The sequence below is a fragment of the Herbiconiux ginsengi genome (assembly GCF_900107435.1).
Classification (GTDB): domain Bacteria; phylum Actinomycetota; class Actinomycetes; order Actinomycetales; family Microbacteriaceae; genus Herbiconiux; species Herbiconiux ginsengi.
The window spans coordinates 1-12,992 of record NZ_FNPZ01000007.1 but is presented as its reverse complement, the minus strand read 5'-3'; the positions used below and the strand labels follow the sequence as shown (position 1 = coordinate 12,992).

Here is a 12,992-nt window from a genome sequence, read left to right as displayed (position 1 = left end):
TCGAGGCATGCGCGCACTCGTCTTCAACGCCGCCTTCGACGTGACGGTCGAGGAGGTCCCCGATCCGGAGATCCAGGCCTCGACCGACGCCGTCGTGCGGGTGGTCGCCACCTGCGTCTGCGGCTCCGACCTCTGGTACTACCGCGGCGTCAGCGATCGCCGTCCGGGCTCTCGCATCGGTCACGAGTTCGTCGGTGTGGTCGAGGCCGTCGGCACGGATGTCGGCACCGTCGCCGTGGGCGACTTCGTGATCGCCCCCTTCATGTACAGCGACGGCACCTGCCCGCACTGCCTGCACGGTGTCCCGTCGTCGTGCCTGCACGGTGGATTCTGGGGAACCCACGGAAACGACGGCGGTCAGGGCGAGTTCGTGCGGGTTCCGCTCGCCGACGGCACCCTCGTGGTGGTGCCGGGCGGTCGGCCCGATGCCGCGCTCATCCCGCATCTGCTCGCCCTCTCCGATGTCTGCGGCACGGGTCATCATGCCGCCGTCGGTGCGGGCGTCGGGCCCGGCATGACGGTGGCGGTCGTCGGCGACGGCGCCGTCGGCCTGAGCGGCGTGCTGGCGGCCCGCCGCCTCGGCGCGGAGCGCATCATCGCGTTGAGCCGCAACCCGGCCCGGCAGGCGGTGGCCACCGAGTTCGGCGCCACCGACCTGGTGGAGGCGCGCGGTCCGGATGCGGTGGGTGCCGTGCTCGAACTCACCGGCGGCGTCGGGGCGGATGCGACCCTCGAGTGCGTCGGCACCGGTGAGGCCATGAACACGGCCTTCGCCATCGCCCGGCCCGGTTCACGGGTGGGCTTCGTGGGCGTGCCGCACGAGGTGGTGTTCCCGATCGGTATCGCGTTCGACAACAACGTGGGTCTCGGCGGTGGGTTGGCGCCGGTGCGCGCCTACCTGCCCGAACTCCTCGCCGACGTGCTCGACGGCAGCATCGAGCCCGGCCGCGTGTTCGACCTCGAGGTCGCCTTCGACGATCTGCCGGAAGGCTACGCCGCGATGGACCAACGGCTCGCGATCAAGGCGATGGCCCGTCTCGCATGAGCGGCATCGATCCCGCCCTCGGCGACGGCAGCGGCGACACCGCCCGTGATCTCGGTTTCGGCGTCGCGATCGCCCAGTTCGCCCCCGGCCCCGACAAGGCCGCCAACCTCGAGACCATCGCCCGGCTCGCCCGTCGGGCGGTGGAGCGCGGTGCGGCGCTCGTGGTCTTCCCCGAGTACTCCTCCTACTTCAGCGACCCGATCGGCGCGGAGACCGTCGCCAACGCCGAGCCGCTCGACGGCCCGTTCGTCACCGCGCTCGGTGCTCTCGCGGCCGAGCTCGACGTGCACCTGATCGCCGGCCTGGTGGCCGAGTCGAGAGAGGCCGGCCACTTCGCCAACCTCCTCGTCGCGATCTCGCCCGTCGACGGGGTGATCGCGCAGTACAGCAAGGTGCACCTCTACGACGCGTTCGGCGGCCGGGAGAGCGACTGGGTCGAGGCCGGGCCGATCGGCACCCCGCAGACATTCTCGATCGAGGGCGTGACGATCGGCATGCAGACCTGCTACGACATCCGGTTCCCCGAGGTGTCGCGGTGGCTGGTGGATGCCGGCGCGGACCTCGTGGTGGTGCCCGCCGAGTGGGTGCGCGGCCCGCTCAAGGAGCACCACTGGCGAACCCTCGTCACGGCCCGCGCGCTGGAGAACACGATCTACGTCGCGGCCGCCGACCAGACACCGCCGATCGGTGTGGGAGCGAGCCTCGTGGTCGACCCGATGGGGGTCACGATCGCCTCGCTCGGGGAGCGCGAAGACGTGGCGGTGGCCTGGATCGACCCCCGGCGGATCGACGAGGTGCGCCGCGTGAACCCGGCGCTGGCGCTCCGCCGCTTCGGCACTCGCGTGCTGGAGTAGCGGTCCGACGCGGTTAGAAGCGCGCCAGCTGCGCCGCCGCGCGCTCCAGCACGTCGGTCTTCTTGCAGAAGGCGAAGCGCACGAGCGATGCGTAGTCGTGTGCGTGCTCCTCGTGCACGAAAGCACTGATCGGCACGCCGACCACGCCCGCCAGCGCGGGCAGCTCACGGCAGAGGGTCGCGGCATCCGCGTAGCCGAGGGGGGCGGCATCGGCCACCACGAAGTAGGTGCCGCCGGGCCGGGAGACCGCGAAACCCGCCTTCACGAGCCCCTGCGACAGCAGGTCGCGCTTGGCCTGCAGCGTGCGGGCGATCCCCTCGAAGAAGGAGTCGGGCAGGTCGAGCCCCACCGCGATCGCAGGCTGGAACGGCGCGCCGTTCACGTAGGTGAGGAACTGCTTCACGGCGAGGATCGCGGTGACGAGCTCGGGCGTCGACACCAGCCAGCCGATCTTCCAGCCGGTGGTGCTGAAGGTCTTGCCGGCGGAGGAGATCGTGACGGTGCGCTCACGCGCGCCCGGCAGCGTGGCCACCGGGATGTGCGGCTGCTCGAAGGTGAGGTGTTCGTAGACCTCGTCGGTCACGATGATCGCGTCGTGCTCGTGCGCCAGCTCCACGATCAGTTCGAGGGTCTCGCGTGACAGCACCGATCCGGTGGGATTGTGGGGGTTGTTCAGCAGGATGACGCGGGTGCGGTCGGTCACGACCCGGCGCAGCTCGTCGTGGTCGGGCTGGAAGTCGGGGCGCCGCAACGGCACCGTCTTGTGCACGCCGCGAGCCAGGGAGATCAGGCCTCCGTAAGCGTCATAGAACGGCTCGAGGGTGACGACCTCGTCGCCGTCGTCGACCAGGGCGAGGATGCTCGCGGCGAGCGCCTCGGTGGCGCCGGCGGTCACGAGCACCTCGCGGTCGGGGTCGACGATGAGGCCGTAGAACCGTTTCTGGTGCCGGGCGATGGCCGAACGGAGCGCCGGGATGCCGGTTCCCGGCGGATACTGGTTCACGCCGTCGGCGATGGCGCGGCGAGCGGCGTCGAGCACCTCCGCAGGGCCGTCTTCGTCGGGGAAACCCTGACCCAGATTGATCGCGCCGGTCGACTGCGCGAGCGCACTCATCTCGGCGAAGATGGTGGAGGCGATGCGCCCGTCGGGAGCGAGGAGTCCGGCTCCACGCGCGGTGCGCTGCCAGGAACCGCTGATCGTCATCATTCCAACCTAGTGTGTGCCGAGGATCGGGAAGTCCGCGCCGGCACACGCGTTAACGTGGATGACGCAGCACTCGCATCGCGACCGGCGCGAGTCTCCTAGCTCAGTCATAACGAGACGGCAGACTGCGTACAGCCGGTCCATAGAATTCCCCCAGCTTCGGTGAGGATGCTAGCGAGTGCTTGGAAGGAGCAACACATGTCAGAGAGCACCGAGAACCCCGACGGCATTCCGGCCGACAACGCGGGCGCCGCGCACGACGCCCAGTCCTCGGAGTCGACGCCCGAGGCGCAGCAGCCGACGGTCCAGCAGCCCGAGGCCGGCCGGCCCGAGGCGGAGCAGCCCGTGGCACCGCAGCCCGTGGCACCGACCCCCGCCACCCCCGAATTCTCCCACCGCGACGACACCACCGCCGTCGTGCCCCCGATCGTGCCGCCCGTGCCGACCCAGTCGACACCCGCCCAGCCGACCACCGCGCAGCCGACCCTCCCGCAGCCGACCTCGGTGAACCCGCACCTCGCGGGATACCCGGCGCCCCAGGCTCCGGGCGCTGCGGCTCCGGCCCCCCAGAGCCCCTACGGCCAGACGGCCCATAACCCCGCCGCCCCGGCCCATTACGGCCAGGCGCCGCAGGCCGCCCCCACCCCGCAGACCGCTCCCACCGCGAACTACGGCAACGGATCGTTCGGCACCCCCGTGGCCGGCACCCCGCCCTACGGCGCGGTTCCCGACCCCAACTTCAACTCGGCGATGTACGCCGCATCCGGCGCCTACACCCAGGCACCGGCCACCCCGGTCAAGAAGCGTCGCGGCGGTGTCGCCCTCATCGCGGCACTGGCCATCGGCGCCCTGATCGGCGGCGCATCCGGAGCGGGCGTCACCGCCTGGGCCGTGAGTCAGAACAGCGGATCGACCAGCAACACCGCGTCGAGCCCGACCAGCATCACGGTGAACAACCCGGACAACGCGAACCTCATCACCGCGGTCGCCGCGAAGGCCTCGCCCTCCGTCGTCACCATCTCGGTGCAGAGCGACCAGGCGGCCGGCACCGGTTCGGGTGTCGTGCTCACCGACGACGGCTACATCGTGACGAACACGCACGTGGTCACGCTCGACGGCGCAACCGCAAAGCCCGAAATCAAGGTGCAGACCAACGACGGCAAGCTCTACAGCGCCACCGTCGTCGGCACCGACCCGGTCGCCGACCTCGCCGTGATCAAGCTGACCGACGCCTCCGGACTCACCCCGATCGAGTTCGGCGACTCGTCGAAGCTCAATGTGGGCGACGTCGCGATCGCCATCGGAGCTCCGCTCGGACTCTCCGGCACCGTCACCAACGGCATCGTGAGCGCACTGAACCGCAGCATCACCGTCGCCTCCTCCGCGGCGCCCGACGACACCGAGACCAACCCCTCGCCCGATCAGGGCAACGGAAACGGCAATCAGGGCCCCTACGACTTCTGGAACTTCGACCTCCCCGGTCAGGGCGGGCAGGAGCAACAGCAACAGCAGGCTCCCACCCAGCAGTCGAGCATCTCGCTCTCGGTCATCCAGACCGACGCGGCGATCAACCCGGGCAACTCGGGCGGCGCGTTGCTCGACTCGGAGGGCAAGCTGATCGGCGTCAACGTCGCGATCGCCAGTGCCGGATCGAGCGACAGCTCAGGCCAGTCGGGCAACATCGGTGTGGGCTTCTCCATCCCGGCGAACCTCGTGCAGCGGGTGACCGACGAGATCATCAAGAACGGGTCGGCCACGCACGGCCTGCTCGGCGCCACCGTGGGCGACGCCTCCTCGGAAGCCGACAGCACCACTGCCGGCGCCATCATCCAGTCGGTCTCCTCCGGTGGAGCGGCCGAGAAGGCGGGGCTGCAGGCCGGCGACGTGGTCACTGCGTTCAACGGACTGCCGATCACCGACTCGATCGACCTGACTGCTCAGGTGCGCACGCAGCCCGCGGGCGGCACCGCGAAGATCACCTTCACCCGTGGCGGCACGTCGAAGACGGTCGACGTGACCCTCGGGGAGCTCGCGCCGTAATCGGCCGCGCTCGTCGGGCCCCCGGGGCCCCGGGGCCCCGGAACCAGGCTGGTAGGCTCGTCGTCGCTGTAACGCGGCGGCGGGCCACCGGCCTTTTCTCCGTGTCAGCCGGAACAGACAAGAGCGGATGCGATGACCGAGCCCACACCGGAACCCACGGCCGAGCGGCCGGGCGTCTCCTACGTGATGCCGGTGCTCAACGAGGTGACGCACGTCGAGGCGGCCATCGCCAGCCTGCTCGACCAAGACTACGACGGGCCCTTCGACGTCATCGTGGCGCTCGGCCCGTCCATCGACGGCACCACTGAATTGCTGGAGCGGCTCTCGCTGGTCGATCCGCGCATCCGGGTCATCGACAACCCCACCGGCTCCACGCCGAGCGGGCTGAACGTCGCCATCGAGGCGTCGCAGTATCCGATCGTGGTGCGGGTGGATGCCCATTCGCTCCTCCCGCGCGACTACACGCGGATCGCCGTGGAGACCATGCTCCGCACGGGTGCGGCGAACGTGGGCGGCATCATGAAGGCCGAAGGCACCACGCCGTTCGAGAGCGCGGTCGCGGTCGCCTACGGCTCGAAGGCGGGCCTGGGCGGCGGCGCCCACCACGTGGGCGGCAAGGAGGGGCCGGCCGAGACGGTGTATCTCGGTGTCTTCCGGCGCGAGTGGCTGACGAAGGTCGGGCTGTTCAACGAAGACATCCGGCGCGGGCAGGACTGGGAGCTGAACCGGCGCCTGCGCGCCTCCGGGGGTGTGGTGTGGTTCACGCCGGCCCTCGTCGTGATCTACCGGCCGCGCCCGTCGCTCGAGCGGTTGGCCCGTCAGTTCTTCTCCACCGGTCTCTGGCGTGGCGAGCTCGCACGTCGCTTCTTCACCGCCAACGCCCTGAAGTACTTCGTGCCGCCCGTCACCGTCACGCTCGTCGTGCTCGGCTTCCTGGCCGGCGTCGTGGGCCTGGTGTTGCTCGGTGTCGGCGCAGGCCGGACGGACGCGACACTCCAGGCGGTCGGCCTCGGTCTGGTCTTCGGCTTCGTCGTGCCGATCGTCTACCTGCTCTTCGTGGCGGTGGCGGCGATCGACGCCGCCCGCCGTGGCGGCGGTCGCACGGGAGCCTGGTTTCTCATAGTCTTGCCGTGCATCCATTTCAGTTGGGGGCTCGGGTTCATCCTCGGGTTCCTCACCCTGACGAAGAACATCACGGCGCACACGGGAAGGTGACAGTGTCGCAATTCCCGCACGGCCGGCCCGCTGCTCCGCGCCCGGCCCGGCCCTCCTCGATCGCCGAGCTCAAGGCCGTCGCTCAGCCCCCCGAGGTGCGCGGCCGCCGCAACGCCGAGCACTGGACGGCGTCGCTCTACCTCCGGCGCCTCTCGCCCTACGTCACCTGGGTGCTGCTGAAGACCTCGATCTCGGCCAACGGCGTGACGGGCCTGATGATCCTCACCGGCTGGGCGACGGCCGCGGCCCTGCTCATCCCGGGCATCGGGGGAGCGGCACTCGCTCTCGTGCTCGGTCAGCTGCAGATGCTCGTCGACTGCTGCGACGGGGAGGTCGCGCGCTGGCGCGGCACCTCCTCGCCCGCGGGAGTGTTCCTCGACAAGGTGGGTCACTACACGACCGAGTCGCTCATTCCGATCGCGCTCGGCATCCGCGCCGCCGGCTACCCCTTCGAGGCGCCGGAGGACTTCTTCTGGACCACCCTCGGCCTCCTGCTCGCCCTCGTGATCGTGCTCAACAAGGCGCTCAACGACATGGTGCACGTGGCGCGGGCCAACGCCGGGCTCGACAAGCTGGCCGACAAGCACGGTGAGTCGGAGCCTTCACAAGCGCTCGTGGCGCGGCTGCGGCGCGCGGCGCGGTTCGTGCCGTTCCACCGGCTCTACCACTCCGTCGAGCTGACGATGCTGATCTTCGCCTTCGCGATCGTGGGACTGTTCATCGGGGGCGTCCTGGCCGACCGCATCCTGCTGGTGGCGCTCGTGCCACTGTCGATCCTCGCGCTGATCGGGCACTTCGTGGCCATCATGGCATCGAAGCGGGTGCGCTCCTGAGCGAGCCGGCTCCCACCATCGGCGTGGTGCTGCTCACCCAGGGCAAGCGCCCGGGCGACCTGCTCCGCGGCGCCGAATCGCTGCTGGCGCAGACCGGGGTCGTGCTCGACATCGTCTGCGTCGGCAACGGCTGGATTCCCGCGGGGCTCCCGGATGCGGTGCGCACGCTGGCCCTGCCCGAGAACGTCGGCATCCCGGCCGGTCGCAACGCGGGCGTCGGACAGGTCTCGGGGGAGTTCGTGTTCTTCCTCGACGACGACGCCAGCCTGCCCGACCCGTCGTTCCTCGCCGACGCCGTCGCGCGCATCCGAAGCGACCCGGGAATCGGCCTCCTGCAGCCGCGTGTGGTCGATCCGTCGGGCGCCACGAATCCGCGCCGTTGGGTGCCACGCATCCGCAAGGGGGCGGCGACCGACTCGGGCGACGTGTTCTCGGTCTGGGAGGGCGCGACCCTCCTGCCCCGCGCCGTCTTCGACGCCACCGGCGGGTGGGCCGCGCCGTTCTTCTACGCCCACGAAGGCATCGAGCTGGCCTGGCGGGTGTGGGATCAGGGTCTGCGCACCTGGTACGACGGCGATCTCGTCGCGAACCACCCCGCGATCGAGCCCACCCGCCACGCGTACTACTACCGCCTCAACGCGCGCAACCGGGTGTGGCTGGCCAAGCGCAACCTGCCCGCCGTGCTCGTGCCGCTCTACGTGGGCAGCTGGACGGGTATCCAGATCCTCCGCTGGGCTCGTCGTCCCGCAGCTCTCCGTGCCTGGTTCGGCGGGTGGGCCGAGGGCTGGCGAACGGATGCCGGCGAGCGGCGCCCGATCTCCTGGCGCACGGTTTGGCGCATGACCTGGGCCGGCCGGCCGCCCATCGTCTGAGCGCGGCTCAGCGCTCCGCACCGAAGGTCACGATTGCCTAAAGAAGAGCCCTGAGGGGGCCGATCCGAACGGCGCGGTCGATTCGCGTCGCTAGCCTGAAACGTGTGGGTGTGCTGAACGATGCGAAGCTGGGCTGGACGGTCTTGCGCGATCTCCTGCGTGCCCGACGGGTGCGCTCGAAGCTTGCCGGCCAGCTCGCCGCGCGCGCTCCGCTGAGCCGCCGCCGCTTCGAGATCGGCGTCTACTTCGCCGACGGCGACGTCAACCTCTACCAGGTCCGGCAGTGGTACAAGCCGCTGCTCGAGCTCTCCAAGACGCATCCCGTCGTCATCCTCAGCCGCAATCCGAGCGGAGCCAGCGCTCTGCTCGACGAATGCCCGCTGCCCGTCGCCTACGTGCGCAAGGTGAGCGAACTCGAGGACTTCATCGCCGAGCAGGATCTCAAGATCGTGTTCTACGTCAACCAGAACGCCCGCAATTTCCAGATGATGCGCTACGGCCGCCGGTGGCACGTGTTCATCAATCATGGCGAGAGCGACAAGATGTACATGACCACCAACCAGTTCAAGGCCTACGACTACAGCTTCGTGGCCGGCGACGCGGCCATCGCCCGGTTGAAGCGCGTGCTCTGGGATTACGACTTCGACAAGCGCGCCATCCCGATCGGCCGCCCTCAGGCCGACCATTACAGCGGCATCGTGCCGTTCGAGCGCGACGGCCGCACCGTGGTGCTCTACGCCCCCACCTGGGAGGGCGACCGGGCTGCGGCCGCCTACGGCTCCATCGCCTCGCACGGGGTCGGGCTCGTGCGCGACATCCTCTCGTCGCCCGATCACCGGCTGATCTACCGGCCGCACCCCCGGAGCGGTGTGCTCGATCCGGCCTACGCTGCGGCCAACCGCGAGATCGTGGCGGCCATCGCGGCGGCGAACCGTGACGACGCCACCGCTCAGCACGTGCACGACACCGGAGCCGAACTGGGCTGGCAGCTCGCGGTGGCCGACGTCGCCGTGGTCGACGTGTCGGCGATGGTCTACGACCGCCTGGCCACCGGTAAACCGCTGCTCATCACCCGTCCGGTGTCGCCGGATGCCGAGATCGACACCGGCGGATACCTCTCGGATGCCGAGTGGCTGCTCGCCGAGGATGCGCCCCAGGTGCGTGCCCGGATCGATCGGCTCTCGCACGACTCGGCCGCGAAGGTGCGGCTCGGCCGGTGGGTCACGCACTACTTCGGCGACACCTCGCCCGGGGCCGCTACCCGGAGATTCCATGGCGCGGTCGAGGGGCTGCTGGCGGAATGGGACCGCAACGCGGCACTGCACGCGCGCGACGAGCCGATCGACGAGCACGACGTGTATGCCGAGCACGACGAAGAGCGCTTCTAGACGCACCCTCGCCCGCCGACCACCGACGTGTTCGGGAGGCAACACGCCGCGCGAAGCACGGTGCCCGAGGCAGCTAACTGTGCCGGGAGCGCGCGAGCAGATACTTCGCGACGATCACGGCGATGCCCGAGATGAGCAGCAAGACGCCGGCCGTGACGAGCATCGGCGTGAAGTCGTAGCCCGTGGCGGCAAGCGCCGGCTCGCCCGCCGACGGATCGACGTGGACACCCGAGGCGGAGTGCGCATCGGAATTCGCCAGGGCGGCCGTGGCGCCGAAACCGAGCAGAGCCAGGGTGCCCAGCACGGCGGCGACGATGCGGTATTTCATGACATCCCCCTCACCGTGACCGACCGACCCGAAAGCTGACAAGCCTCGACTGAACATCCAGGCTACCACTCAGCTGTGAATAGCCGATATTCAGATGCGGATGTCAGGAAGCTCTGTGACGGATCCGTCGCGCGGTCCGGGCGCCTCGGTGATCTCCGTGCGCTTGCGCGACGGGACCAGCTTCGAGATGCCCTTCCTCTCGCCTTTTCCGGCCTTCTTCTGGCCCTTCTCCCGCTTGTCCGACACGGCCTTGGGCGCCTTCACCGTGATGGCGAGCTCCATCGGGAAGGTGAACGGCGGAGCACCGAACGCGGTGCGGGCGCTCTGGATGACGGTGCGCCCCAGCATGAGGTTGCCGACGCCGCCGATGGCTGCGCCGATGCCGAACGGAATGGCCCGGCCGACCACATTGGCGCCCTGCCCCACGGCGAATCTCTTCACGAAGACGTTGCGCAGCTGGTCGGCCACCGGTCCCACGACGAACTGCGGCAGACTGCTCGTCACCACCTGGCCCCAATAGGCGTTCCGGCTCACTCCACCCGTCGCCTGGCCGGCCATCTGCTTCAGCAGGTCGCTGCCGGCCTTGCCCATCAGCAGGGTCATCACGAGCGCGCGTGCCCGATCCGGGTCGTCCACGGCGATGCCGTGCACCTCGGTGACCGACTGGGCGAACAGGGCGGTGGTCTCGAGGAATCCGGCGGTCTCGACGGCGCTCAGTCCGAGTGAGATCCCGGTGCCGACGAAGGGCAGCATCGAGCTCGCGCCGACGGCGGCGCCGCCGCTGGTCACCGCTGTGACGTAACGGCGTTCGAGGATGACGAGGAGTTGTTCGGGTGAGGCGTCGGGATGCAGCCGCCGGATGCTGCGCAGATGGGCGAGCACGACCGGGCGATGGATGCTCAGCAGTCGGTCGATGTTGCGCTCGAGTCGAGAGGACATACTTCTACTCTGCTGTGTTCTGCTGAAGAGTGCGGGAGAATGGCGGGTTATGCGCCGAAATCGCCGGGCCGAGAAGTCGGTCGTCCAGTTCTCGATCGTCGACGCGCTGGTCGCCGGGCTGTTCGACGGCGTGTTCACCGTGGGGCGCATCGCCCGCAGCGGCACCCTCGGGCTCGGCTGCGGCGACCACATGGATGGCGAACTCGTGGTGCTCGACGGGGAGTTCCGGCTCTTCCACGGCGACGGGCGGATGACGGTGCTCGGCGCATCCGATTCGCTGGCCTTCGCCGAGGTCGTCGACTTCGAGCCGGAGAGTTCGGAACTCGTGGAGTCGGTGCCGTCTCTGGCGACACTGATCGCTGCGATCCACGAGCGGGTGGTGAGTGAGAACATCTTCCACGCGGTGCGTTTCGACGCCCATTTCACGTCGATCAGCCTGCGTGAGGCGAAGCGGCAGTCCAAGCCCTACCTCCCGCTGGCCGAGGCCGTGCACGATCAGCGCGAGAACGTCGTGACCGACGTCTCGGGCACGCTGCTCGGATTCATCGCGCCGCACGTGTTCCAGGGTGTGACGGTGGCGGGTGCGCATTTCCACTTCGTCGATCGCGACGGATCGGTCGGCGGGCACGTGCTGGGCATCGCGGGGGCCACCGGCACACTGGCGGTCGAGAGCTACTCGGGTGTCACCGTGCGGCTTCCGTCGTCGGCGGAGTATCTCGCGGCCGATCTCGACGTCGCCGACGCCGACGGCGCGATCCGGCACGCGGAATCGGACCATCAGCGGTGACGGGGGTGGATGGCGTCACGGAGCTTCTGGTGGAGTACCCGGTCGAGATCGTGCACCTGCTGGTGTCGTCGGTGCACCGCTACGAGGGGCGGCCCGCCGATGGTCCTCTGCCGGTGCCGGCAGGAGAGAACGAATCGCCGTCGTCGGTCGAGGTGCGGGCGGGTCTCGGCATCGTCGGTGACCGTTACTTCGGGCGACCTGCCCACAAGCGCGCCGCAGTGACGGTGATGGCGGCCGAGTCGCTCGACGCCGTGCAGGCAGAACTCGGGCTCGCACATCCGCTCGATCCCGCGGCGACGCGGCGCAACATCGTGCTGCGCGGGGTGCCGGTGGACGCGTTGGCTGGCGTGACGTTCAGTCTCGACTCGGGTGGGGGGCCGGTGCTGTTCCAGGGTCATCGGCCCGCGAATCCGTGTGCCTGGATGAATGTGACGCTCGCCGACGGCGCGCACAAGGCGTTGCACCGGCGAGGCGGCATACGCTCCGAGCCGCTCTCCGACGGCGTGCTGCGGCTCGGTCCGGCCACCCTGCGGGTGGCGGAGGAATTCTCGGTCGCCGAGCCGCCGCGGGGTTAGCGCATTCGTGGCACGGTCGATGTCGACGGGCGCTGCGATCGGCGGCAGGCTCGAGGTCGGGGTCCCACCTCTCCGAGCCTGTGGGGCGGCGCTGGGTGCGACAGCGTGGTCGGGTGACCCGGGCTCGCGCGGGTGTTGGCCTGCGTGTGCGGCGTCACAGCGGTCCTCGGTGTCGTGCGGATAAGTGGGGGATTCTCGCGATGCCTGTTCGGTCATCGTTCGGTTTGCGGTGGTGGTGGGTCGGGGGTGGTTGTGTAGGTAGCGCCTCTCGGGCTGGTCCAGGTCAGGCCGCGGGTGCCGTCTCGGGTGGGCGCCACTGTCCACCCGCCCTCGTGTTTGAGGTGGTGGTGGCGGGGGCAGAGGTGGGCGAGGTTGTCGGGGGTGGTGGTTCCGCCGTCGGCCCAGGGTTTGGTGTGGTCGAGTTCGCAGCGGTTGGCGCGGCGGCCGCAGCCGGGGAATCGGCAGGTTTCGTCGAGCATGGTCAGGGCGGTGCGGAGGATGGGGGATGGGGTGTAGCTCTCCCGGCCTGAGGGAGCGGTCGGAGCCGCCCTCGCCACGATGGTGGTTTCGCCGGTTTCGCCGGTTTCGCTGGTTTTGGTGTCGGTGATCGTGGCCGGGGTGTCGGGCGTGGCGGGGGTGGGGAGCGTGGTGGCTGGGCTGATCGGGCCTGCGGGCGTGGCGGGGGTGGGCTGGGGTGGTACGGGGCCGGCGACTGGGTGGTGTCGGTGGCGGGTGATGGTGACCGGTTCGCCGGTCTCCGGGCTGAGCAGGGCGCGGAGGAAGGTGGGTGCGCTTGCGGCGATGGTGCGGGTGGTGGCGGGGTCGATGGGGCCGTAGCCGTGCAGGGTGCCGGGGGTGTCGGTGGTGCCGGTGGTGCCGGCGATGGTGGTGGCGGGGGCGGTGATGAGGATG

Annotated in this window: 13 protein-coding genes; 9 read left to right on the top strand and 4 right to left on the bottom strand. The window is 69.8% G+C overall.

Annotation, left to right across the window (positions count from 1 at the left end; translation table 11 throughout):
- The first annotated feature begins 7 nt into the window (after positions 1-7).
- Together BLW00_RS20700 and BLW00_RS20695 are read left to right on the top strand one after the other, a co-directional pair.
- On the top strand, positions 8-1,045 hold the full coding sequence (locus BLW00_RS20700) for a zinc-dependent alcohol dehydrogenase family protein (RefSeq protein ID WP_092557840.1): 1,038 nt from the start codon (positions 8-10) through the stop codon (positions 1,043-1,045).
- Complete coding sequence (locus BLW00_RS20695) at positions 1,042-1,899, top strand: carbon-nitrogen hydrolase family protein (protein ID WP_092557838.1); 858 nt, start codon at positions 1,042-1,044, stop codon at positions 1,897-1,899. Before BLW00_RS20700 ends, BLW00_RS20695 begins: the two co-directional genes overlap by 4 nt.
- Before the next feature lie 13 nt (positions 1,900-1,912).
- Here the strand turns inward: BLW00_RS20695 and BLW00_RS20690 are convergent, their stop codons facing one another.
- Positions 1,913-3,103, bottom strand: a complete 1,191-nt coding sequence (locus tag BLW00_RS20690; RefSeq protein WP_092558002.1) for a pyridoxal phosphate-dependent aminotransferase — start codon at positions 3,101-3,103, stop codon at positions 1,913-1,915.
- A gap of 198 nt (positions 3,104-3,301) precedes the next feature.
- Between BLW00_RS20690 and BLW00_RS20685 the strand changes: the two genes are divergently transcribed.
- From BLW00_RS20685 to BLW00_RS20665, 5 genes are all read left to right on the top strand, one after another.
- Complete coding sequence (locus tag BLW00_RS20685) at positions 3,302-5,143, top strand: S1C family serine protease (protein WP_092557836.1); 1,842 nt, start codon at positions 3,302-3,304, stop codon at positions 5,141-5,143.
- A gap of 132 nt (positions 5,144-5,275) precedes the next feature.
- The gene (locus BLW00_RS20680; protein ID WP_092557834.1) at positions 5,276-6,358 is read left to right on the top strand and encodes a glycosyltransferase family 2 protein; all 1,083 of its coding nucleotides are present in this window, start codon (positions 5,276-5,278) and stop codon (positions 6,356-6,358) included.
- A gap of 2 nt (positions 6,359-6,360) precedes the next feature.
- Entirely contained in the window at positions 6,361-7,191 is an 831-nt protein-coding gene (locus tag BLW00_RS20675) for a CDP-alcohol phosphatidyltransferase family protein (protein WP_092557832.1), read from the top strand.
- Entirely contained in the window at positions 7,188-8,063 is an 876-nt protein-coding gene (locus BLW00_RS20670) for a glycosyltransferase family 2 protein (RefSeq protein ID WP_092557830.1), read from the top strand. The genes BLW00_RS20675 and BLW00_RS20670 overlap by 4 nt, the downstream gene beginning before the upstream one ends.
- Positions 8,064-8,167: 104 nt before the next feature.
- On the top strand, positions 8,168-9,451 hold the full coding sequence (locus BLW00_RS20665; RefSeq protein ID WP_092557828.1) for a hypothetical protein: 1,284 nt from the start codon (positions 8,168-8,170) through the stop codon (positions 9,449-9,451).
- Positions 9,452-9,524: 73 nt separating this feature from the next.
- Here the strand turns inward: BLW00_RS20665 and BLW00_RS20660 are convergent, their stop codons facing one another.
- Both BLW00_RS20660 and BLW00_RS20655 read right to left on the bottom strand, forming a co-directional pair.
- On the bottom strand, positions 9,525-9,779 hold the full coding sequence (locus tag BLW00_RS20660; protein WP_092557826.1) for a hypothetical protein: 255 nt from the start codon (positions 9,777-9,779) through the stop codon (positions 9,525-9,527).
- 90 nt (positions 9,780-9,869) lie between these two features.
- Positions 9,870-10,718: a hypothetical protein gene (locus tag BLW00_RS20655; protein ID WP_175494495.1), complete on the bottom strand. Its 849-nt coding sequence runs from the start codon at positions 10,716-10,718 to the stop codon at positions 9,870-9,872.
- A 49-nt stretch (positions 10,719-10,767) separates the two neighbouring features.
- Here BLW00_RS20655 and BLW00_RS20650 point away from each other — a divergent pair, with 49 nt between their 5' ends.
- Both BLW00_RS20650 and BLW00_RS20645 read left to right on the top strand, forming a co-directional pair.
- On the top strand, positions 10,768-11,505 hold the full coding sequence (locus BLW00_RS20650; protein ID WP_175494493.1) for an acetolactate decarboxylase: 738 nt from the start codon (positions 10,768-10,770) through the stop codon (positions 11,503-11,505).
- On the top strand, positions 11,502-12,080 hold the full coding sequence (locus BLW00_RS20645) for an MOSC domain-containing protein (RefSeq protein WP_245741719.1): 579 nt from the start codon (positions 11,502-11,504) through the stop codon (positions 12,078-12,080). The genes BLW00_RS20650 and BLW00_RS20645 overlap by 4 nt, the downstream gene beginning before the upstream one ends.
- 212 nt (positions 12,081-12,292) lie before the next feature.
- Here BLW00_RS20645 and BLW00_RS23875 read toward each other — a convergent pair.
- The coding region (locus BLW00_RS23875; protein WP_139256830.1) for an HNH endonuclease signature motif containing protein at positions 12,293-12,992 on the bottom strand (700 nt) is incomplete at its 5' end.

Excerpts from the sequence above, each read along its gene's own strand:
- BLW00_RS20660 (WP_092557826.1), bottom strand. The coding sequence starts at position 9,779 with ATGAAATACCGCATCGTCGCCGCCGTGCTGGGCACCCTGGCTCTGCTC.
- BLW00_RS20685 (WP_092557836.1), top strand. The coding sequence starts at position 3,302 with ATGTCAGAGAGCACCGAGAACCCCGACGGCATTCCGGCCGACAACGCG.
- BLW00_RS20695 (WP_092557838.1), top strand. The coding sequence starts at position 1,042 with ATGAGCGGCATCGATCCCGCCCTCGGCGACGGCAGCGGCGACACCGCC.
- BLW00_RS20655 (WP_175494495.1), bottom strand. The coding sequence starts at position 10,718 with ATGTCCTCTCGACTCGAGCGCAACATCGACCGACTGCTGAGCATCCAT.
- BLW00_RS20680 (WP_092557834.1), top strand. The coding sequence starts at position 5,276 with ATGACCGAGCCCACACCGGAACCCACGGCCGAGCGGCCGGGCGTCTCC.
- BLW00_RS20650 (WP_175494493.1), top strand. The coding sequence starts at position 10,768 with ATGCGCCGAAATCGCCGGGCCGAGAAGTCGGTCGTCCAGTTCTCGATC.
- BLW00_RS20700 (WP_092557840.1), top strand. The coding sequence starts at position 8 with ATGCGCGCACTCGTCTTCAACGCCGCCTTCGACGTGACGGTCGAGGAG.
- BLW00_RS20690 (WP_092558002.1), bottom strand. The coding sequence starts at position 3,103 with ATGACGATCAGCGGTTCCTGGCAGCGCACCGCGCGTGGAGCCGGACTC.